The 19,075-nt window shown below is 69.6% G+C and carries 17 protein-coding genes; 6 read left to right on the top strand and 11 right to left on the bottom strand.

Annotation, left to right across the window (positions count from 1 at the left end; translation table 11 throughout):
• Positions 1 to 31: 31 nt before the first annotated feature.
• The gene (locus OG303_RS28310; RefSeq protein ID WP_405871834.1) at positions 32 to 1,222 is read left to right on the top strand and encodes an MFS transporter; all 1,191 of its coding nucleotides are present in this window, start codon (positions 32 to 34) and stop codon (positions 1,220 to 1,222) included.
• On the opposite strand, the gene OG303_RS28315 is transcribed toward OG303_RS28310, so the two are convergent.
• A complete protein-coding gene (locus OG303_RS28315; protein WP_405871835.1) occupies positions 1,167 to 1,997 on the bottom strand; it encodes a slipin family protein in 831 nt (276 codons plus the stop codon). The two genes, OG303_RS28310 and OG303_RS28315, sit on opposite strands and share 56 nt — an antisense overlap.
• A gap of 133 nt (positions 1,998 to 2,130) precedes the next feature.
• On the opposite strand from OG303_RS28315, the gene OG303_RS28320 reads away from it, so the two are divergent.
• Positions 2,131 to 3,585, top strand: a complete 1,455-nt coding sequence (locus OG303_RS28320; RefSeq protein WP_405871837.1) for a flavin-containing monooxygenase — start codon at positions 2,131 to 2,133, stop codon at positions 3,583 to 3,585.
• A 47-nt stretch (positions 3,586 to 3,632) separates the two neighbouring features.
• Here OG303_RS28320 and OG303_RS28325 read toward each other — a convergent pair whose 3' ends face one another.
• The 4 genes from OG303_RS28325 to OG303_RS28340 all read right to left on the bottom strand — a co-directional run bounded on the left by OG303_RS28325 (position 3,633) and on the right by OG303_RS28340 (position 7,767).
• Positions 3,633 to 4,556, bottom strand: coding sequence for an N-acetylmuramoyl-L-alanine amidase (locus OG303_RS28325; protein WP_405871839.1), 924 nt, complete (start codon positions 4,554 to 4,556; stop codon positions 3,633 to 3,635).
• Between the two features lie 112 nt (positions 4,557 to 4,668).
• Positions 4,669 to 5,172: a hypothetical protein gene (locus tag OG303_RS28330; RefSeq protein ID WP_405871841.1), complete on the bottom strand. Its 504-nt coding sequence runs from the start codon at positions 5,170 to 5,172 to the stop codon at positions 4,669 to 4,671.
• Between the two features lie 106 nt (positions 5,173 to 5,278).
• The gene (locus OG303_RS28335) at positions 5,279 to 6,958 is read right to left on the bottom strand and encodes a TROVE domain-containing protein (protein WP_405871842.1); all 1,680 of its coding nucleotides are present in this window, start codon (positions 6,956 to 6,958) and stop codon (positions 5,279 to 5,281) included.
• Between the two features lie 200 nt (positions 6,959 to 7,158).
• On the bottom strand, positions 7,159 to 7,767 hold the full coding sequence (locus OG303_RS28340) for a TetR/AcrR family transcriptional regulator (protein ID WP_405871844.1): 609 nt from the start codon (positions 7,765 to 7,767) through the stop codon (positions 7,159 to 7,161).
• 61 nt (positions 7,768 to 7,828) lie between these two features.
• Here OG303_RS28340 and OG303_RS28345 point away from each other — a divergent pair, with 61 nt between their 5' ends.
• Positions 7,829 to 8,959 carry an alpha/beta fold hydrolase gene (locus OG303_RS28345; RefSeq protein ID WP_405871846.1) on the top strand — a complete coding sequence of 377 codons (1,131 nt, stop codon included), beginning with the start codon at positions 7,829 to 7,831 and terminating at the stop codon, positions 8,957 to 8,959.
• Positions 8,960 to 9,063: 104 nt separating this feature from the next.
• Here the strand turns inward: OG303_RS28345 and OG303_RS28350 are convergent, their stop codons facing one another.
• On the bottom strand, positions 9,064 to 9,294 hold the full coding sequence (locus tag OG303_RS28350; protein ID WP_405871847.1) for a hypothetical protein: 231 nt from the start codon (positions 9,292 to 9,294) through the stop codon (positions 9,064 to 9,066).
• A 42-nt stretch (positions 9,295 to 9,336) separates the two neighbouring features.
• The gene (locus OG303_RS28355) at positions 9,337 to 9,558 is read right to left on the bottom strand and encodes a hypothetical protein (RefSeq protein ID WP_405871849.1); all 222 of its coding nucleotides are present in this window, start codon (positions 9,556 to 9,558) and stop codon (positions 9,337 to 9,339) included.
• A gap of 661 nt (positions 9,559 to 10,219) precedes the next feature.
• Between OG303_RS28355 and OG303_RS28360 the strand changes: the two genes are divergently transcribed.
• Both OG303_RS28360 and OG303_RS28365 read left to right on the top strand, forming a co-directional pair.
• Complete coding sequence (locus OG303_RS28360) at positions 10,220 to 11,242, top strand: DNA-directed RNA polymerase subunit alpha (protein ID WP_405871851.1); 1,023 nt, start codon at positions 10,220 to 10,222, stop codon at positions 11,240 to 11,242.
• A 480-nt stretch (positions 11,243 to 11,722) separates the two neighbouring features.
• Positions 11,723 to 12,061 (top strand): carboxymuconolactone decarboxylase family protein, encoded by a 339-nt coding sequence (locus tag OG303_RS28365; RefSeq protein ID WP_405871853.1) that lies wholly within the window; start codon positions 11,723 to 11,725, stop codon positions 12,059 to 12,061.
• 215 nt (positions 12,062 to 12,276) lie between these two features.
• Here OG303_RS28365 and OG303_RS28370 read toward each other — a convergent pair whose 3' ends face one another.
• On the bottom strand, positions 12,277 to 12,798 hold the full coding sequence (locus OG303_RS28370; protein ID WP_405871854.1) for a hypothetical protein: 522 nt from the start codon (positions 12,796 to 12,798) through the stop codon (positions 12,277 to 12,279).
• A 760-nt stretch (positions 12,799 to 13,558) separates the two neighbouring features.
• Here OG303_RS28370 and OG303_RS28375 point away from each other — a divergent pair.
• Positions 13,559 to 13,927: an amphi-Trp domain-containing protein gene (locus OG303_RS28375; protein ID WP_405871855.1), complete on the top strand. Its 369-nt coding sequence runs from the start codon at positions 13,559 to 13,561 to the stop codon at positions 13,925 to 13,927.
• Between the two features lie 128 nt (positions 13,928 to 14,055).
• On the opposite strand, the gene OG303_RS28380 is transcribed toward OG303_RS28375, so the two are convergent.
• From OG303_RS28380 to OG303_RS28390, 3 genes are all read right to left on the bottom strand, one after another.
• Entirely contained in the window at positions 14,056 to 15,366 is a 1,311-nt protein-coding gene (locus OG303_RS28380) for a diacylglycerol/lipid kinase family protein (protein ID WP_405871857.1), read from the bottom strand.
• A gap of 1,130 nt (positions 15,367 to 16,496) precedes the next feature.
• The gene (locus OG303_RS28385; protein ID WP_405871858.1) at positions 16,497 to 18,329 is read right to left on the bottom strand and encodes an endo alpha-1,4 polygalactosaminidase; all 1,833 of its coding nucleotides are present in this window, start codon (positions 18,327 to 18,329) and stop codon (positions 16,497 to 16,499) included.
• 565 nt (positions 18,330 to 18,894) lie between these two features.
• Positions 18,895 to 19,056 carry a hypothetical protein gene (locus tag OG303_RS28390; RefSeq protein ID WP_405871859.1) on the bottom strand — a complete coding sequence of 54 codons (162 nt, stop codon included), beginning with the start codon at positions 19,054 to 19,056 and terminating at the stop codon, positions 18,895 to 18,897.
• Positions 19,057 to 19,075: the final 19 nt, after the last annotated feature.

Below are 19,075 nucleotides of genomic sequence, written 5' to 3' on the forward strand. Positions count from 1 at the left end.
CCGCTCCCCGGCCGCTCGGAGACTCCGGTGCATGCGCAGCTACCGAGACCTGTTCCGCACCCCGGAGTTCACCCCCTTCTTCCTGGCCACCGCCGCCCACACCGCGGCCCTGACGATCGGCGGTCTGGCGCTCGGCACACTGGTCTTCCGGGCCACCGGCTCGCCGCTGCTGTCGGCGGTGAGCATGTTCGGTCCGCAGCTGGCGCAGGTGCTCGGGGCCACGTTCCTCCTGTCGGGCGCCGACCGGCTGCCCCCGCGGGCGACGCTGGCCGGCATCGGGCTCGCCGCCGCGATCGGTACGGCGTTACTGGCGCTGCCCGGTCTGCCGATCGCGGCCGTCTTCGGCGTCGTCCTCGTGCAGGGCCTGATCGCCTCGCTGGGCACCGGAGTGCGCTGGGGCCTGCTGAACGAGATCCTCTCCAAGGGCGGCTATCTGCTGGGGCGTTCGGTGTTCAACATGCTCTCCGGGCTGATGCAGGTCATCGGATTCGCGACCGGCGGCATCCTGCTGACGCTCCTGTCCCCCCGCGCCTGCCTGCTCCTGGCGGCCGCGCTGTACGCCACGGCGGCCCTGGGCACCCGCCTGGGCCTGTCCGCCCGCCCGCCGCGCACCTCCGGCCGCCCCTCGGTCGCGGCGACCTGGCGCACCAACGCCCTGCTGTGGTCCTCGCGTTCCCGCCGCCTGACCTACCTGGGCCTGTGGATCCCCAATGGCCTGATGGTCGGCTGCGAGTCCCTCTACGTCTCCTACGCCCCGCACGCGGCGGGCGCACTGTTCGCGTGCGGGGCGCTGGGCATGTTCGTGGGTGACATGACGGTCGGCCGTCTTGTCCCGCCCGGGCTGCGCCGGCGGCTGGCCGTCCCGCTGCTCCTGCTGCTGGCGACGCCGTACCTGTTCTTCGTCCTGCAGCCGGGAGTCGCCCTGGCGGCGGCCGCCGCGACCGTGTCCTCCGTCGGCTTCGGCGCGAGCCTCGTGCAGCAGGAGCGGCTGATGGAACTCACCCCCGACGAACTCACGGGCCACGCCCTGGGGTTGCACTCGGCGGGAATGCTGACCATGCAGGGCGTAAGCGCCTCGCTGGCGGGTTCGGTGGCCCAACTCACCTCGCCCGCCACGGCGATGACCGTGATGGCGCTCGCGTCGGTGTGCGTGACGCTGATGCTGGCTACGGCTGCTCGACGGGGGGCGCCGGAGCCGGCACCGGCACTGCAGGAGTCGTAGGCGCCTCGGACCCGAAGTGCTTGGCCGCCTTGTCGAAGTACCGCAGCAGCTCCACCGGGAACGGCATCACGAGCGTCGAGTTCTTCTCGGCCGCGACCTCGACGACCGTCTGCAGCAGGCGCAGCTGCATGGCCTCGGGAGTGTCCGACATGATGCGGGAGGCGTTGGCGAGCTGCTGCGCGGCCTGGAACTCGCCGTCCGCGGTGATGACCCGGGCCCGCCGCTCGCGCTCTGCCTCGGCCTGCCGGGACATGGACCGCTTGAGCGACTCCGGCAGCTGTACGTCCTTGATCTCGACGCGGTCGATGTGGACGCCCCAGCCGGCGGCCGGGCTGTCGATCATCAGGGCGAGCCCCTCGTGCAGCCGCTCACGGTCGGACAGCAGGTCGTCCAGGTCGCTCTTGCCGATGATGGAACGGAGCGAGGACTGGGCGACCTGCCCGACGGCGAAGACGTAGTCCTGGACCTCGATGGCGGCCCGCAGCGGATCGGTGACCCGGAAGTACACGACGGCGTCGACCTTGACGGAGACGTTGTCCCGGGTGATGCCCTCCTGGGTGGGCACCGGCATGGTCACGATCTGCGTGTTGACCTTCCGCATCCGGTCGACGAACGGGATCAGGAACGTGACGCCCGGCTGCCGGTGCGAGGGCAGTGCCTTGCCCATCCGGAACACGACGCCGCGCTCGACCTGGTTGACCACCCGCATCCCGCTGCGCAGCACGATCAGGGCCGCCACGGCCACCAGGACGACCGCGACCACAGTGCCTTCCATGTCACTCCATTCCTCGTAAGGATTCCCCGTAGGGATTGAGACACGGAAGAGGACACCGAACGGGGCGGGTTGGATGCGGTCGCAAGCGTCAGGAGATCGTCAAGAAACGGGTCCCGCACCAAGGGTCGTCGTCGTGGGCGCGGGCTTCGGCGGCATCGCCGTGGCCGCCGAACTCCTGCGGCACGGGCTGGACGACGTGACCCTGCTGGAAGCGGCGCCCGGGCCCGGCGGCACCTGGCACCACAACCGCTATCCGGGCGCCGCCTGCGACGTGCCGAGCCACCTGTACTCGTACTCCTTCGCCCAACGCGCCTCCTGGGCCCACGTGTTCTCCCACCAGGGCGAGATCCTGCAGTACGCGCGGGAGACGGCGGACGCGCTAGGGATCACCCCGCGGATCGTCACGGACACGACGGTGACCTCGTGCACCTGGGACGACGGCACGCGCACGTGGACGGTGCGCAGCCGCCGTACGGGATCGGACGGGCCGCAGGAGGAGCGGGTGGCGGACGCCGTCGTCCTGGCCACCGGACAGCTCGACAAGCCGGCCCTCCCGGCCGTGGAGGGCCTCGCCGACTTCGCCGGGCGCAGCTTCCACTCCGCCCGCTGGGACCATGCGTACGATCTGCGCGGCAAGCGGGTGGCGGTCATCGGGACCGGGGCGAGCGCGACCCAGCTGGTGCCCGAAATCGCGCCGCTGGTGGGCCACTTGACGGTGTTCCAGCGGACCGGCAACTGGTTCCTGCCGCGCAAGGACCGCCCGATGCCGGCCGCCCTGGACCGGATCCTGCGCCGGCCGTGGGCGCGCCGGGCCTGGCGCCGGCTCCTCCACCACGTGATCGAGCTGATCACGCTCTGCGTACGGCATCCCCGTACCGCCGGCCGCGTCGGCGCCCTGTTCTCCGCCGCGCACATGCGCCGCCAGCTGCCCGACGCGGAACTGCGCCGCAAGGCCTGGCCGGACTATCCCTTCGGCTGCAAACGGGTCCTGCTCAGCTCCGACTTCCTGCCCGCCCTGCGCCGCCCGAACACCGAGCTGGTGACGGACCGCATCGTCCGCATGACGCCCGAGGGCCCGCTGACCGAGGACGGCCGTGTGCACGAGGTCGACTGCGTGATCCACGCGACCGGGTTCCGTACCCACACCTTCATGCTGCCGATGGAGGTGCGGGGCGCGGGCGGCCGCTCGATCGAGGAGGCATGGGCGCGGGGCGCCCAGGCCCACCTCGGCATCATGGTCTCGGGATTTCCGTCCCTCTTCCTCATGTACGGCCCGAACACCAACACCTCCGGCGGCTCGATCCTGTTCTTCCTGGAGGCCCAGGCCGGGTACGTCCGCCGGGCCCTGCACCTGACCCGCCGCGCCGGAGCGGCGGCCCTGGACGTCCGTCCGCAGGTGCAGGAGGCGGGCCTGAACGCCGTGCGCGCACGGTTCGAGGGCACGGCCTGGACGCAGTGCTCGTCCTGGTACCGCACCCCCGACGGCCGCAACGTCGCCAACTGGCCCGGCTACATGGGGGAGTACGCGGCCCGAACCCGTCGCCCGACCCCATCGGAGTTCAGGTTCATCGGAGTCCGGGTGCGATGAACCGTCCTGCCCTTACGACCTCCTACGACCTCCTACGGCCTCCTACGTCAGGCGACCACGGTGAACAGGCCGGTCCGGTCGCCGAGTCTGCCCAGGGAGATCTTGCCGGGGATGCCGTCGGCCTCGGCTCCGGTGTAGCCGAGGTGGCGCTGCCACTTGGCGTACGCGGCGATCGTGGTCGTACCGAAGGAGCCGTCGCCCGCGTACGTCTTGGCGAGATAGCCCAGTTCGGCCAGGGCCGCCTCGGTGAGGTTCGTGCCCGCCATGTACGTGACGTGGCCCTGCTTGGCGCCGGGGTCGGTCTTCGCCGCCTCGACGAGGCGGGAGACGTCGACGCGGGGCTTGCCCGGCTTGGCGGTGGGAGGGGTGGCGGTCGTGCCCGGCGTCGTCGCGAGCTGCTTCTTCACCTCGGCCCGGAAGTCGTCCATGTCGAAGCTGGGATCGATCTTGCCGGGCTGGGTCTCCTTGTGCCCGGCGACGGACTTCTCGGTCCAGCCGTGCGCCCGGCACAGGGCGGCGGCCCACAGCACGGCCTGCCGGTACTGCTCCGGCGGGTAGGGGTCGTTGCTCTTGCCGGTGTTCTCGATCTCCAGGCCGTACAGGGAGTCGTTGCCGTCCGCGGTGGCCCGGTCGTCGTGCGGGAGCGTCGCCTCGACGCGCAGGGCGCTCAGCACGTCGGGGTCGGCGAGCCCGGCGTGGTTGGCACGGCCGTGCCCGATCATCCACAGACCGTCGGTCTTGCCGAGCCAGGAGTGACACAGCGGTCCCGGCAGTCCGGGTCTGCCGTTGAAGCAGAGCTCCTTGTCGCCGTGCCCGGCGGTGTGGTGGATCAGCACGCCGATCACGGGTCCGAAGGTCTTGCCGGTCGCCGCGTCGCGGTTGTGGGTCGACCAGCCGTCGTGCTCGTGCACGGTGAGGCCCTCGGCCTTCAGCGCGGCGAGCGTCTCGGCGGCGGACAGGGGTGTGGCCATGGCTGCGGTCCTTTCGAGGCGGTACGGAACTGGGCTCCGCGTGAGGGGAGTTGACGCGTAGGGCCGCAGTGCGGGCGGCAATCGCTTTCGTACCGTGTCGGGACCGCGGAGGCTACGCGCCGCGCGGGGCGAAACCGAGCTGTTGCCCACGTCCGCCGTGGCCCGTGCCGCGGGTGGCCAGCCACACCCCGCGGAACAGCGCCCAGAGCACCAGCCCGGCCACCACCGGCCCGCCGAACATGAGCGTCAGGCCGGCCCCGATGTTGGCGCCGACGACGCCCGCGGTCATGATCCGCCACCCCACCCCGACCACCAGCCCGGCGAGGGTCAGCGGCCCCAGGACCTGCCACCAGCGCCGGTCCAGCGCACCGCGGAGCGTGGCCCGCGCGAGCAAGGTCACGCCAACCGCCGCCACCAGCAGGGCGGTTGCGCCGATCGCCGCGGCGGTGCCGTCCGCGACGGCCCACGGCTGGAACGCGTGGTCGAGTTCGGACGCCGACAGTCCCTCGGCGTCCTGCTGCCCCATCAGACCCCACGCGGCGACCGGAACGGCGGCGACGAGCGCGGTGCCGGCGGCGCCGAGAAGTGTTCCCGTGTGTGTTTCCCTGTGTGCCATGCGTCCATGGTCGTTTCGCCCGGCCGGGCGGACATGAGTACGTGTACTCAACGACGCCTGCACGGACACTCAGAGACGCTGCACAGGCCCTCAGCCGGCAAGGCCCTCAGCAGCCGTGGGCCTCCCAGGGCCACCGGGCGTCCCGGCCCGACTCCAGGAGCGGGATCAGCCGGAACGCGGCGTCGCCGAGGCCGCCGAAGGTGTGGCGGTGCGGCCCGGCCGCGCTGTGGGCCATGGCGTAGCCGGCCAGGTTCCAGGTGTACACCGGGACGCGCGCGGGGACCGCGCCGAGCGGGTTGGCCCACGGGGTCAGGTGGGTCTGTTCGTCGGTCACGAGGACCACCCGGTCGTGCCCCGCGTAGTGCCGGGTGACCGCGGCGGCCGTGTTGGTGCCGCCGAGATCGTGGAACCGGTCCAGGGCCCGCAGCACGGACTCGCCCGGCGCGAGTTCGACGCGGCGGCTGTCGGTCCCGAACTCCACCAGGTCGGCCCGCTCGGCCCGCATCGCCAGCGCCGTACCGAAGATGGCCGCGGAGTCCGCCCGGTTGAGCTGGGTCCGCTCGCTGGGCAGGTCGAACATCGAACCCGACCGGTCCACCAGGACCAGTGTGCGGCCCGGCAGTTCGGGAACGCCCGCGAGGGAGTGCCCGAGGGCCGCTTCCAGGGCCTCCTCCCAGCGACGCGACGGCGCGTTGCGGTGGGCGGCCAGATAGCGGAAGGGGAACTGGCGGGAGCGCAGCACCTCGGCCGGGTCGCTGATGCGCCGGGCCACGTCCTGCGCCGCCCGGTCGCCGACCCCCGCGAGGTCGAAGTTGCGCAGGTTGCGCACGAGCGCCATCGCCCCCATCGAGGGGATCACGGCCTCCCAGAGAGCCGCGTCCAGCGGGCCCTTCGACCAGCCCGACACCGCCTCCCAGGTCATCCCGGCCGCCGCCAGCCGCTCGGCCCCACCCTTCCCGGTCACCAGGGCATACCGCTCATCGACCGGTACGGCCATGAGCGCGTGGTGCGCCTGGAGCAGCACCTCACCGGCCGGCGGCACGGCACGGTGGGGGCGGTGCCGCCGGTCCAGCGCGTACCGGAACAGCGCGCCCTGCCAGGGCCGCCCGGGATCCGGGGAGGGATGGGTCAGCTCGATGACGTCACCGAAGCGGAATGCGTGCGACCTGGTGTCGTACTTGAGCAGCGCACGACCGGTGTAGAGCCGCCGCACGGCGTCCGCCACCCCGCGCTTGACGGGCTGCGGCAGCCGCCGCCCGTACCGGGACGTCCAGTATGCGATCAACTCGCCGGGTTCGTCGGCGCGTTGGAGTACGACGTCGACGGCCTGCCGCGAGAAACCGGCGGCCCCCGCCTCCAGCCGGGCCCGGACGAACTCGGCCGCGCCCACCACGGACGCGGTCCGCATGTGCGCCTCGGTGCGCAGCCAGCGCAGCAGGCCGAGGGTCCACTCCGGGTCGTTGACGGCGAGTTGACGTACCAGCCGCGCGTAGCGCTCGTCGCGGTCGTCGGCGCTCTCGTAGAAGCTGTGGTGTCCGACCATGTTGGCCACGGCCAGCAGGAAGAGCTCGGCCTTCGGCGTGCGGGCGTATCCGGCGCCGCCCTGGTGGTTGACGCCGTACGGCAGTCGGAGGACGGGCCGTCGGCCGGCCCGGGACCTCTGGACGATCCACTGCCCGTGGGTGGAGAGCGAGGACGTCGCTCCGCCTGCGGTCAGACCCGGTATCTCGGCCTGGATCTCATTCCTGGCCTCGGCCTTCGCCCGCTGACGGTTGAACTGGGTCATGCAGAAGTCCCCCTGGGAAACACCCCTGGAAAAACGGGAAGAAGGGCGCCTTCCGAGATCAGAGATCGGCACCGGTTGAATTTTTTTTTTGACAGGAAGTAACCGGGGCACGGCGCATCGGAAGGCGACGAATCAGGACGCTACTCCGGCCCCTTCGAAGGCGCATCCGAATTTCTCCGTCCCCACGCCGCCGGTGTCGGTCACGGCTCCCGCAGGGCGCGCAGGCACAACTGCTCCACGGCCTCGATCACCTGGGCCGTGGTGCATCCCTCGGGCGGGTCCAACAGCGCACCGTGCACCTGCGCTTCGATGCTCTGGACCAGCAGCAGCGCGGTGAGCCGCCGGTCCGGACCGCCCACGGCCAGACGGTGCAGATGGTGCTCGAGCTCGCCGGCGATCCACTTCTGGAACTCGCGCAACATGGCGGCCGTCTCCTTCGGCCGCGGTGCCTGGTCGTACAGCAGACGGTGCAACCCCGGTTCCGTGACGTGCACTTCGGCGACCGCACGCACCAGAGCCGAGACGATCTGCGGCAGGGGAGGGGCGATCCGGCGCAGCCGCGACAGCGTTGCCGACAGCCCCGCCGCGAGCCGGAGCATGTGCCGCTCACCGAGGGCGTACAGCAACGCGTCCTTGTCGGGGAAGTACTGATACAGCGAGCCGATGGAGACACCGGCCCGTTCGGCGATGTGGTTCGTCGTCGCCTTCGCCCGGCCGTCGCGCTCGAAAAGCTGAGCAGCCGCTTCCAGGATGGCGTCGTACGTCTCCTTGGACCGCTGCTGACGTGGTCTTTTACGGGGTGTGGACACGGTCGTTCCGAGTTGATTATGCGAGTTGTCAACAGTGAGTATTACTCGCACCCTTGAAGCCATGTTCACCTTCGAAATCGACCCCGTGGCCCTCTTCGAGGAACGCGCCCGCCAGTTCGTGGCCTGGGGCATACCGGGGCGTACGGTTGCCCACGCCCGCGGCCGGATCACCGACATGTGGGGCACCGGACAAGGGAGTTGGGTTCCGGTGTGGGCTCGCCTGGCCCGGGAGGCGGAGCGGGACGGACGATGGCTGCGCGCGGCACAGCTGTGGGGCGCGGCCCGCTTCCCGGCACTGGCCACCGAGGAGCGGCTCGCGGCGTACGACCGCCAGCGGGACTGCTACGCACGGGCGGCCGCCCGCTTCCCGGTGCGCTTCGAACGAGACGTGCTCGAGGTCCCCGGGGCGAACGGCACCGGGCCTCTGCCCGTGACCGTGCACCTGATCTCCCGCGCTCGCCGGAGGCGGGGTGTGCTGGTGCTGTCCGGCGGGGTCGACACGTGGAAGGTGGAGCTGCACCGGATGGCCGTGGCGACGGCACTGGCGACCGGCCTGATGGTCGTCGTCATCGACATGCCGGGCACGGGCGAGTCACCGCAGCCGCTCGCGCCGGACGGCGACGCCGTACTGGCCGGGCTGGTCGGCTTGCTGCGGGAGCGTTTTCCCGGCGAACCGGTGGCCTACTTCGGGGTGAGCTTCGGCGGCCACTGGGCGGTCAAACTGGCTGCTCAGGGGGTTGTGGACGCAGCCGTGGATCTGGGCGGTCCCACCGGAGCCGCGGGCCAGGAGATCGACATCCGGGCCCTCCCGCACGGCATGGCCGGCATCATCGGAAACGCCCTCCACCTGGACGCGATGCCCGACGCGGCAACCGCGGCGGCCCTGCTCTCCGCCTTTTCCCTCCGCGACCAGGGCCTTCTGGACGCGACAGACGGCGCGCCTCTTCTCGCGGTCAACGGCGCACACGATCACTACATACCGTCGGGCGACACCACGGGCCTGGCCTCCCGCCCGGACGCGACGGTCTGGATCGTGCGGGGCGCCACACACTGCGCGGCCGAGCGCATCCGGCCGGTCCTGGTGGGCACGTGGGGCTGGCTGCTGGCCCGCATGGGAGCGGGCACACGAACGGAAGCCCTGCTCCGTCTGCCGGTGCGCCGCCATCTCGATACGTCCGGGACGTCCGGGTAGCCCGTACGGCGCTGGGGCGCTTGGCCGGGTCAGGACCCTACTGTCACCGGTCGGAGCCGGCGGGGTGTCAACCGGGCGGAGCCGCGGGGTGTCACCGGTCGGAGCTAGCCGGCCTTGCGCCGAGCCGCGCCTGTGCCGGTGAAGGGCTCCTGCGCGTCCTCGACCGGGAAGGTCTCGTCCTCTCCGAAGTCCGGAGCCTGGAAGGGGTTCGTCGTCGGAGGCGGCGATACGGCGGTGGCACAGCCGGACGCCCCTTCCGGAGCGGAGAACAGCGAGGTCAGGTCGATGGGAGATCTCCAGGTCGGTACAGGGTCATGACCGTCGTACAGGGTCATGAAGGGGTGGGCCGGTCGTGCCCGTGACCGGGCACGACGGTCCTACAGCTTGCTCATCTTGGTGTACGGGCTCAGGATCCGCTGTTGCGTCGAACCGAAATCCACAAGCGCCGCGATCCCATCCTCGATGCCGATGACCCGGCCGAGGCCGTACATGTCGTGCGTGACCTGGTCGCCCACCGCGAAGTGCTTGGGTGGCGGCGCGACCGGGGCCTTGAAGGGGCTGGTGGGCAGATAGCGCTTAGGTGCAGCTGGCTTTGTCATTGCCCCCAGTATGCGCCTGCGTGCATCCGTTCGGTGCGTCCGTCCACATCCACTGTTGGCCCCCGGCCGCGAAGAACCGGCACCGTTTCGTCCGAGCGACGACGGCACGCGGCGGTTGACCTGCGGCTTCTCTGGACGATCGAGTGGGGGACGGATACGCCCGCGGTGACGACGTTCTTCATCACGAACCGATGACTGAGGGCCCACGGTCGGCCTGTCGGCCTTCCGGACCGCTGCTCGACGGGCCTGTCCGATGCCGAGGCTCGGTTTTTCGCCGGTCTGAAACCGTCCTGTAGCGGGAGAAAAGGATCGGGGCTGATCGCTGTCTGCGGGGTACGTGGATCTTTTTGCGGGGGTGAGTGCCCTGCGGGAATCGCCTTGGTGTGGCCGAGCGCCGGCCGGTCGAGCACAGGCCAGTCTCGGAGGGGGCGCAGGTGCGCGCGGCCGAGAACCAGAAACGGACATCAACTGACGAACCGCCCTTTCAGGGGCAGGAGTTGCTGATCGCCGGACTCCGCTCCAGCAAGAGCCGGACCCGCCGTACCGGCCGGCAGACGGCCATGGCCGGGCGGTTCGGTCTCTTCGGACGCCGTGTCGCCCGTACCCTTCATGGTGTCTACGGCGTCAGATAGCGGGCGCCCATCATTGGAGGCAACACCTCGTGCTCATTGCTCAGCGTCCCTCGTTGACCGAAGAGGTCGTCGACGAGTTCCGTTCCCGGTTCGTGATCGAGCCGCTGGAGCCGGGCTTCGGCTACACCCTCGGCAACTCCCTCCGTCGTACGCTCCTTTCCTCGATCCCGGGTGCGGCGGTCACCTCCGTCCGGATCGACGGCGTCCTGCACGAGTTCACCACCGTGCCGGGCGTCAAGGAGGACGTCACCGACCTGATCCTGAACATCAAGCAGCTGGTCGTCTCCTCGGAGCACGACGAGCCGGTCGTGATGTACCTGCGCAAGCAGGGTCCGGGTCTGGTCACCGCCGCCGACATCGCGCCCCCGGCCGGTGTCGAGGTCCACAACCCCGACCTCGTCCTTGCCACGCTCAACGGCAAGGGCAAGCTGGAGATGGAGCTGACGGTCGAGCGCGGCCGCGGTTACGTCTCGGCCGTGCAGAACAAGCAGGTGGGTCAGGAGATCGGCCGTATCCCGGTCGACTCGATCTACTCGCCGGTGCTGAAGGTCACGTACAAGGTCGAGGCGACCCGTGTCGAGCAGCGCACCGACTTCGACAAGCTGATCGTCGACGTCGAGACCAAGCAGGCCATGCGCCCGCGCGACGCCATGGCCTCGGCCGGTAAGACCCTGGTCGAGCTGTTCGGTCTGGCGCGTGAGCTGAACATCGACGCCGAGGGCATCGACATGGGCCCGTCGCCGACGGACGCCGCCCTGGCCGCCGATCTCGCCCTGCCGATCGAGGAGCTCGAGCTCACCGTTCGGTCGTACAACTGCCTCAAGCGTGAAGGCGTCCACTCCGTGGGCGAGCTCCTGGCACGCTCCGAGGCCGACCTGCTGGACATCCGCAACTTCGGTGCGAAGTCCATCGACGAGGTCAAGGTGAAGCTGGCCGGTATGGGCCTGGGCCTCAAGGACAGCCCGCCCGGATTCGACCCGACCGCCGCCGCCGACGCCTTCGGCGCCGACGACAACGTGGACGCCGGGTTCGTGGAGACCGAGCAGTACTGAACCCCGCGCCGAGTCACGGGGGAGCCGGGAAGGCAGAGGAGCCGGCGATGAACACCGGCCGCCCGCACCCGGCTCCCCCAGCACGAAACAGCCCTTTCGGAGGTCACTCCGAGAGGGCTGTTCGATTTATAGCGCCTGGTCATGCATGGCGCCCTCGGCAGGATTTGAACCTGCGACACCCGCTTCACACGTGGCTTTCTCCCGCCCTGTCGGGTCGGGATCGCCGACCGGGGTCCGGTGGGTCCAGTCGGCGGTCACGCGGCCGCGGGGGGCTGCCGCGCTGATGCCGCTCCCTGCGGGGCCGTAAACGAGGACCGCCGTGCCCACACGGTCAGAGCCGGGTCTCATGGCTCATCGCGCGCAATGCCCGGAACACTTCTACGGTTGAAGGAGAGCGTGGCGTCTGCGGATGCCTGTTCTGTCCGCCTCCGTCACGCCCCCCGTCTCGGCGCCGTCAGCGCCTGAAGGAGGCCATTCCGCATGTCCACTGCTTCTGACACCCCGGTCCTGGACACCCTCGCCGCCATGACGGTCGACTCTCTTGAGCGATGCGGGCTGCCCCCGGACACACTCATCCTCACGCGCATTGCCGCGCTCGCCGCCTCGGACGCGCCCCCCATCTCCTACGCCGCCCACATCGATCCCGCTCTCAGGGCCAACCTGACTGTCGCCCAGGTGCAGGACGTCCTGGTCGCCATCGCACCCATCGTGGGCACGGCCCGTGTGATGACGGCATCGGGCAACATCGCCACGGCGCTCGGCATCGCGATCGCGGTGGCCGACGCCGAGATCGAGTCCGAGACCAAGGGCAAGGGCTGAGGGGACACACCCCAGCAAGTCACCGTGAGTCCGATGTCCTGCCGTTCCGGCCCTCGGCTATCGGTACGGCCGTCGTCGGTGCCGCCGTCGGTGGCGTGAGCGGTCACCTGTGGCGCGGCATGTCCCGGGCAGACATCAAGGAGTTCGGCGACCTCATCGACGAACGACGAGGGGCAGATCGAGGCCCTTCCGTTCTCGGCCTCGGCTGTGTGGTGTCAATACCGCAATGCATCGCGGACCTCGGTGGACACTGTGCCGGTCAGGTCCCGGTTGCTCCGAGCTGTGGCATGGGCGGTCCCCCCTGCGGCGACCTGGGAGACGTTGAGGACGACCACGTCGGCCAAGTTGCCCGACTGGTCCTTGAAATTGACCACGACGACGTAGCTTCTCGACTTCGAGTCGTGGTTGGCGATGGTCACCGGGACCTGCGCCTTGCCGTCGGAGCCCGTCGCGACGCTGCCCAGGGTGACGTCCGACTTGGCGTCCAAGCCGCCCTTCACCTCATCCAGCGCAGACGAGGCAGCCGCCTCCGCGGAGGTGGCCGCAGAGGCCACCGCGGACGCTGCCGCGCTGCTGGCCGCAGAGGCAAGCTCGGACGCACCCGACTTCACTGCAGAAGCCGCCGAGGAAGCAGGAGAGCTTGGAGACTCGTCGTCGGACGAGCAGCCGGTCAGACCGGCCCAGCCGAGCAGGACGGCCACCCCAACAACAGCACATCGGTTGGTCTGGCGTTCCATGGCTTCTCCCACCTCGACGGCACTTTCCCGTCCAGCGTCGGCCCACCCGGTGGGTCGTACCAGCAGGACGCGGCACCCGGGTGACGTAGCTGACGACAGCTCTGGCAGCAACGGCGGCACCCGGACACCCGGGGTCGGCTGACCTGAGCCTTCGGGTGCGGCGGCCCTGGATGAACGGTTGTAGGAAGTTCCCCCTCCATGGCCTGGACGGCCACGACCACACCGAGTGCCCACAGCACCGTGGATGTGCCGTCATCGGCCGGGGCGACCAGTACGGCCACCGGGCCGGACAAGAACGCCCCCGCAATGGGATGTAGGTGGCGCCCAGGAACACAAGGGCGCCCGGCCCGGCAGGCCCGGGGCACGCCGAGGATCACCAGTCCGGTGAAAGTGGATTCATGGGTCTGCTCTCCACGCTGAAAGGGACAAGGGCCGGGGGCCCACGCCGCTGGAGTGCGCGAAAGAGAGCTGGGATGGCCCGCTCGCAGAGTTTCTCGCCGCCCTAGACCCCGGCAGCGCTCACGATTGGGTGCGCGCTGTTGTCGGTGAGCCCTCCCGCACACACCGCGACCAGTGACGGACAGCGCCGGCCCCGGGCCGGTGGATCTCCTCGGGGGCTGCACACCTGAGACGCCTCCCGTTCCGCTGGGAGCGTGGGCCAGTAACGAGCAAGCGACCCCGCCGGCCATGAGGATGTCCGACCCGGCACATGACACCAGAATGGGTGTTATCCACTCTTTCTGTCGGATCGGAGACACCCATGAAGGACCTCAAGTTTGAGCAGAAGCGCTCGCTGTCACGCCTTGAGGCGGCTGACCAGCTCACGGCACTCGCAGCCGCGCTGAGGGAAGGCGGGGATGCCGAACTGGAACTCAGCCCCGGAACGCTGAGCCTGCGGATCCCCGACGACCTTCGCAGCGAGGTAGAGGTCGAGATCGGCAATGGGGAGATCGAGCTGGAGATCGAGTTCAAGTGGCCGACTGCACCGACCCGGACAGCGCCATCGCGGACGGTCGCAGGCACCGAGAAGGCCACGAAGCGGAAGAAGGCGGCCGTCAAGCCCGTTCGGAGCGGCACGGGCGCCAGCAGGAGCAAAAGCGCGAAGCGGTCTGCTACGAAGACGCCCTGAGTCGTGCCGGGGACCTCGGGCTGACCACCACGCCTCGTTCGGCGCGCAGCCGGCCTCGTTGTAGGCCGGTCAGCCGGGGGCGTTCGCAGACGGGCCTACCGTGCACGTCCGGAAAGGACGACGACCTCTCAGCTCAGGGCCAGCTTTCGCAGCCGCCGCCAGTCCATGGGGGCCCTCGCCCGGGGCACGCCGGGGCGGTGGCGTGGTACGCGTACGCGCAGAGCCCGGGGGTGGATCGTGCACTGTACGGGCGTCGGCAGGGTCAGTGCCTCACCGTCGACCCCGGCCTCGATCTCGGGCTCGTCCGCATCGATGACGACCTCCTGGGCGGTCAGGCTGGTGAGGCCGGGCGCGTGCTTCTCCGCGAGCAACTCGGCTGCCTGCGCGGCGTTGTCGACGTTGACGCCCAGGACGCCGAGGGCACCTGAGTCCAGGACCTCACGGTGTCCGAGGCCGGCGAGGTCGCCCATCCGGTAAGGGTTGTTGCTGACGAGCACGGCCTGGGGTCCCTCGATGGCCGTGTCCGCGGCGTGGACGGCCAGCCGGGGACCGCGTCGGTGGGTCAGCAGGTCGGGAAGCATCTGGAGGATGGTGCGGACCTTGTCGTCGCGGTAGGCGGGACTTTGCACCACGGCTGCGTAGGCGCCGAAGGACGCGTTGTTGACAAAGGCCCGCTCACCGATGAAACCGAGGTCGACGCGGAGTTCGACGCCGTCGGTGAGCGCGTCCAGGCAGGTCGACGGGTCGTCCCGGTCCAGGCCGAGGTCGAGGGCGAAGTGGTTGCGGGTTCCGGCCGAGATCACCATGAAGGGAATGCCGTGCCTGGCGGCGACTCCGGCGACCAGGGCCTGTGTGCCGTCACCGCCCGCGACTCCGAGAAGGTCGGCGCCACCTTCGACTGCCTTGTCGGCGAGCGCGACCACGTCCTGCTGATGAGTCGTGTCCAGCAGGAGGACGTCGGCGTCGAGTGCCTCGGCCTTCTCCTTGAGGTGGAACTTCCCCACCTTTCCCCCGCCGGATCGTGGATTCATGATGAGGAAGGGGCGCTCGGGAGGAGCAGTCCGCAGCTCCGGGGGCCCGGCCGGCTCGATGTCGCTGCTGAGTGCCGCTCTGCCAACAGAGACCCCGAGGGCCCACAGGGCAAGGGAGACGAGTACGACCCACAGCAGATCCGCCCACGCGTAGAGCGCCAGCACCGCGAGCGGGGCGACGGCGGCCAGGGTGAAGGCGAGCAGCCTGCCGATGCCACGCAGGGTCAGGGCCCACCACAGGCTCGCTCCCGATATGGCCAGCCCGGCCAGACCGGCGCCCAGGAGCGCGATGCTCTGGATTCCCGCGAACACGAGCAGGATCGCTACCGCAGCGAGCCCGGCCACGAGGGCAAGCCGTGCGGACCAACGCTGTACGAGGCGATCGCGCGCCCCGGAGTCCCTGTGCATGGAGCCTCCTGCCCGGTCGGGGGGCACGACCGACGCGGCTGTGCGTGGCACCGCGTCCAGCGGTGTCCAGTGGCGATCCCAACTTTTGTCCGAGCGGAGCGGGGCAACGGCGAACCAGCCCGGTATCCGGGGCTGTCGGGGCCGCGATTCGGGCGTCCGCCTCGTTCGCCACCTCACGGGGAAACACCTTGGCGGCGGCAGTGCGGTCTGCCGATGGCCGCGACTTGATACGGCTGCGACGAGGCCGGACTCGCTGCGGTGCAGTTCCACGCAAGGGCAGCCCCGCCACCATGTCCATTGCACCACCCGGTGGTGTGCGCCGCACGCGCACCATCACCGCCGCCGCCGCACTATGTACCGCGGTGATCCTCCGCCCGACGAGTTCCCTTGGCTCCTGTACAGGGAAATGGCGGTAGCGGCGATCTCCTCGGGCACCTCCTGCTCGTCGAGCACGAAGAGGCGGCCACCGGCGAGACGTGTGGTGATCTTCCAGTTGAGACGGCGCCCCGCCTCCCGAGCGGCATGCCGAACGTCCTTGAGTGCGCCCATGTCCATCTTTCGCCCATGTCCGTAAGGTCATCGCCGCTCAGGATCAGCTGCCCGTAGTAGCCCTCGTACTGCGGTTTGAGTGCGGCCGTCATCAGCGACTCAAGGCGGTCGATCAACTTCTCGTACCGGCGCCGGGCCAGCTCGTCCTCGACGGGCATCTCGCCACAGCCCCCCACGGCACGTGTGCCGTGTGTGCTGCAAGCGCAGGGGCCCTCCCGTCCGCCGGACGGAAGGGCCCCTGACCAGGTGTTTCTCTGTTCCCCCGGCAGGATTCGAAACTGCGACACCCGCTTTAGGAGTCTTCCCTGGGTGGGGCTGTGACCTGCGGAAACGTCGGCTGTAGGCTGCCCGGCCTGCGAAAACGCCTCTCAGTGGTTCTCACGTGTTCACGGGGTTTCCCGCCCTCATGTGTGCCGGATCCGTTCTGGCGGGGCCTGCCCGGCCGTCTCTTCGGTGATCTCCCGCAGCGTGACCTGGGAGACGTCCGCCAGTCGGCGCGCTCTCCGGCACACCGAGGAAAGCCGCCACCTCACCCCGGCCTCCGCTCCCACTGACGTGTCCCGTCGGTCGACAGGCTCTGATCAGCAGGTCTTGTGGAGGTAGCCGCTTGCGCCCTTGGGTGCGACCTCCTGGTCGCGGCGGACAATGCTCAGTTGGCTGCTCCAGCTGGAGCACGCTTTCGACATGCCCTTCGCCGTGTACTCGACCACGAACACGTTGTTGTCGAACGCCTCCGCGAACTCGCCGCACTCGTCCCACCGGCCGCACTCCTCCACCACGGCGAAGTCCAGGCCCACCGACGCCCGGTCGCGCACGAGTTCCGCGGTGTTTTTCTGGGCGACGGCCAGACCCTTCGCGTGGGCGTGTGCCACCAGCAGCTTCATGAGCGCCTCGGCCTGGTCGGCTGTGAGGTATTTCGGGAAGCGGGTGAAGGAGTCGTAGTTGTCAGGCTCGACGGCCTTGTACCCGTTGGCCGCGCACTCGTCGATCCACGTGTTCAGCTTGGCGGCGATGCGCTGCCGCTTGGCGTCCGTGCGGATGTCGAGGACCGCCTCGCCCCAGTCCTTGTCGTAGACGACATCCCCGTTGGCGTCGCGCAGCAGCAGGTCGGAATCCCAGTCACTCTCCGCGTGCTCCTGCGCCTGAAAGGCGTTGATATTGCAGATGTTGTACGCACGCGGTGCGGCCGCATCCTCGTGGCTGCGACTGACCACCCGCACACCCGTCGGCAGGGGGTACGCGCCGCCGATCTGGTAGTCCCACGGCACGTGCTTCGGCGGTAGGACCACCGCGTTGGCGGGTGCGGACGTGGATGCGTGGGCAGTGGGCGACTGAGAGCCGCCGGTCTGGTGCGACCCGCTTTTTACGGCCGTGATGCTCAACCCGGTGACGGCCACAGCTGCGGCGAGGCCGACGAGGATGCGCCGCCCTCGGCGTCTGTTTCCGGTGCGGGCCCTGTCCATTCGCCTTCTCCCCAGGGCGGTGGCCGGGTCTCGGGGATCGGAGGGTGTACGGGAAATCTGGTGGTGGGTTTCCGCTGCGTCGACCACTCCGGGCGCGACGGCCGCGTTCGGCACGACCGGCGCGACCGGCGTGACTGGCGCGGCAGAATCCCGCAACGCCCGAAGCATCTGCTGCAGTTCGGCGAGTTCGGGCCGGGCGGCCGGATCCTTGTCCAGGCAGCGTTCGGCGATGCTCCGGAGCGGTTCGGCGACTCCGTCCAGGTCCGGTGTCTCGTACATCACCTGATAGCCCGTCAGATACGGGCTGCTTCCGTCGAACGGACGGTTGCCGGTGGCCGCGTACACCAGTAGCGACCCCAGCGAGAAGACGTCCGAGGCTGTGGTGACGTCCCGCGGTGTGGCGAACTGCTCCGGGGACATGAAGGGCGGGGTGCCGATCAGCCGCCCGGTCACCGTGAGGGCCTCATTGTCGACGGCGTGCGAGATGCCGAAGTCGATGACACGGGGTCCGTCCTCGGCCATCAGGACGTTGCTGGGCTTCAGGTCACGATGCACGACACCCGCCCGGTGGATGTCCCGCAGTGCCTCGACAAGGCCCAGCGCGAGTGTGCGCAGCTCGCGTCCGCGCAGTGGGCCGTCCTTGGCCACGATGTCCGACAGCGTGCGGCCCGGCACATACAGCGTCGCCATCCACGGCTGTACGGCGTCGGGATCGGCGTCCACCACCGGGGCCGTGAACGCCCCGCTCACCCGGCGGACCGCCGCGACCTCCTGCCTGAAACGCGTCCGGAACTCCTCGTCCTGCGCGTACTGCGCGTGCACGACCTTGACCGCGACCCGCCGCCCCGATTCCGAGTGGCCCAGATAGACGACACCCATGCCGCCGCTACCGAGCCGGTCGACGACCACATAGCCGCCTATGGACTCCGGATCGCCGGGGCTCAGCGACATCACCGGTCACCTTTCGCATGTGCCGTGCTTCGAAAAGCCGTTGAGGGTGATCAGACTAGTACGAGGTCTTTTCGTCGAGATGGCCTGGGCGAGTTGTGCTGATCTTCCATTGCGGGATGAATCGGATGTGTGCCCCGGCCTCCGGCAGATGCGAAGCCGCTGAGGGAAGCAGGTCTCACGACAAGATCGGGCCGGCTCGGCCGGAGTCCGGCAGCTGTCCGGGCCGTGGCAACCGGACGGGCCGGTCATGGGGTCGAGGGGTGCAGGGCCTGTGGGACGGGCCCTTTCATCTGGCACAGCCTCGAACGCGACAAAGGGCCAGACGGGGAGGAAACCCCTCCTGATCTGGCCCTTCGCACTGTGCCCCCGGCAGGATTCGAACCTGCGACACCCGCTTCAGGAGGGCAACAGAGCCTGTAGCCAGTGGCTCCTACCTGCATCTTTCGTCTTCATGGTGGCATCTGGAGTGTCTGTGGGTGCAGGTTTCGCCTGTGGTTCACGGCTAGGAACACGGCTACCTCAAAGGTTCTGATGAACTTCTGAGTGTCCTGTCGGAACCTACCGATCATGCTCGCCCACGCCGCGTTCGTGGCCCATAGAGGATGGGCGCACGCTCGACGTCCTGCGCCGCCGCCTGGCGCCTCATGCTCGCGTCCCAGTCCGGGAAGATCAGGTGGTAGTCGGGGGCCAGGTCGTCGTAGAAGTCCGTCGTCGAGTCAGGGGCCATGCGTGCCACGGTCGTGCGT

This window comes from Streptomyces sp. NBC_00005, from assembly GCF_045160215.1.
Taxonomy (GTDB): Bacteria; Actinomycetota; Actinomycetes; order Streptomycetales; family Streptomycetaceae; genus Streptomyces.

Excerpts from the sequence above, each read along its gene's own strand:
- OG303_RS28370 (WP_405871854.1), bottom strand. The coding sequence starts at position 12,798 with ATGGAACGCCAGACCAACCGATGTGCTGTTGTTGGGGTGGCCGTCCTG.
- OG303_RS28315 (WP_405871835.1), bottom strand. The coding sequence starts at position 1,997 with ATGGAAGGCACTGTGGTCGCGGTCGTCCTGGTGGCCGTGGCGGCCCTG.
- OG303_RS28310 (WP_405871834.1), top strand. The coding sequence starts at position 32 with ATGCGCAGCTACCGAGACCTGTTCCGCACCCCGGAGTTCACCCCCTTC.
- OG303_RS28350 (WP_405871847.1), bottom strand. The coding sequence starts at position 9,294 with ATGACCCTGTACGACGGTCATGACCCTGTACCGACCTGGAGATCTCCC.
- OG303_RS28380 (WP_405871857.1), bottom strand. The coding sequence starts at position 15,366 with ATGCACAGGGACTCCGGGGCGCGCGATCGCCTCGTACAGCGTTGGTCC.
- OG303_RS28365 (WP_405871853.1), top strand. The coding sequence starts at position 11,723 with ATGTCCACTGCTTCTGACACCCCGGTCCTGGACACCCTCGCCGCCATG.
- OG303_RS28390 (WP_405871859.1), bottom strand. The coding sequence starts at position 19,056 with ATGGCCCCTGACTCGACGACGGACTTCTACGACGACCTGGCCCCCGAC.
- OG303_RS28325 (WP_405871839.1), bottom strand. The coding sequence starts at position 4,556 with ATGGCCACACCCCTGTCCGCCGCCGAGACGCTCGCCGCGCTGAAGGCC.
- OG303_RS28355 (WP_405871849.1), bottom strand. The coding sequence starts at position 9,558 with ATGACAAAGCCAGCTGCACCTAAGCGCTATCTGCCCACCAGCCCCTTC.
- OG303_RS28345 (WP_405871846.1), top strand. The coding sequence starts at position 7,829 with ATGTTCACCTTCGAAATCGACCCCGTGGCCCTCTTCGAGGAACGCGCC.
- OG303_RS28330 (WP_405871841.1), bottom strand. The coding sequence starts at position 5,172 with ATGGCACACAGGGAAACACACACGGGAACACTTCTCGGCGCCGCCGGC.
- OG303_RS28385 (WP_405871858.1), bottom strand. The coding sequence starts at position 18,329 with ATGTCGCTGAGCCCCGGCGATCCGGAGTCCATAGGCGGCTATGTGGTC.
- OG303_RS28335 (WP_405871842.1), bottom strand. The coding sequence starts at position 6,958 with ATGACCCAGTTCAACCGTCAGCGGGCGAAGGCCGAGGCCAGGAATGAG.
- OG303_RS28375 (WP_405871855.1), top strand. The coding sequence starts at position 13,559 with ATGAAGGACCTCAAGTTTGAGCAGAAGCGCTCGCTGTCACGCCTTGAG.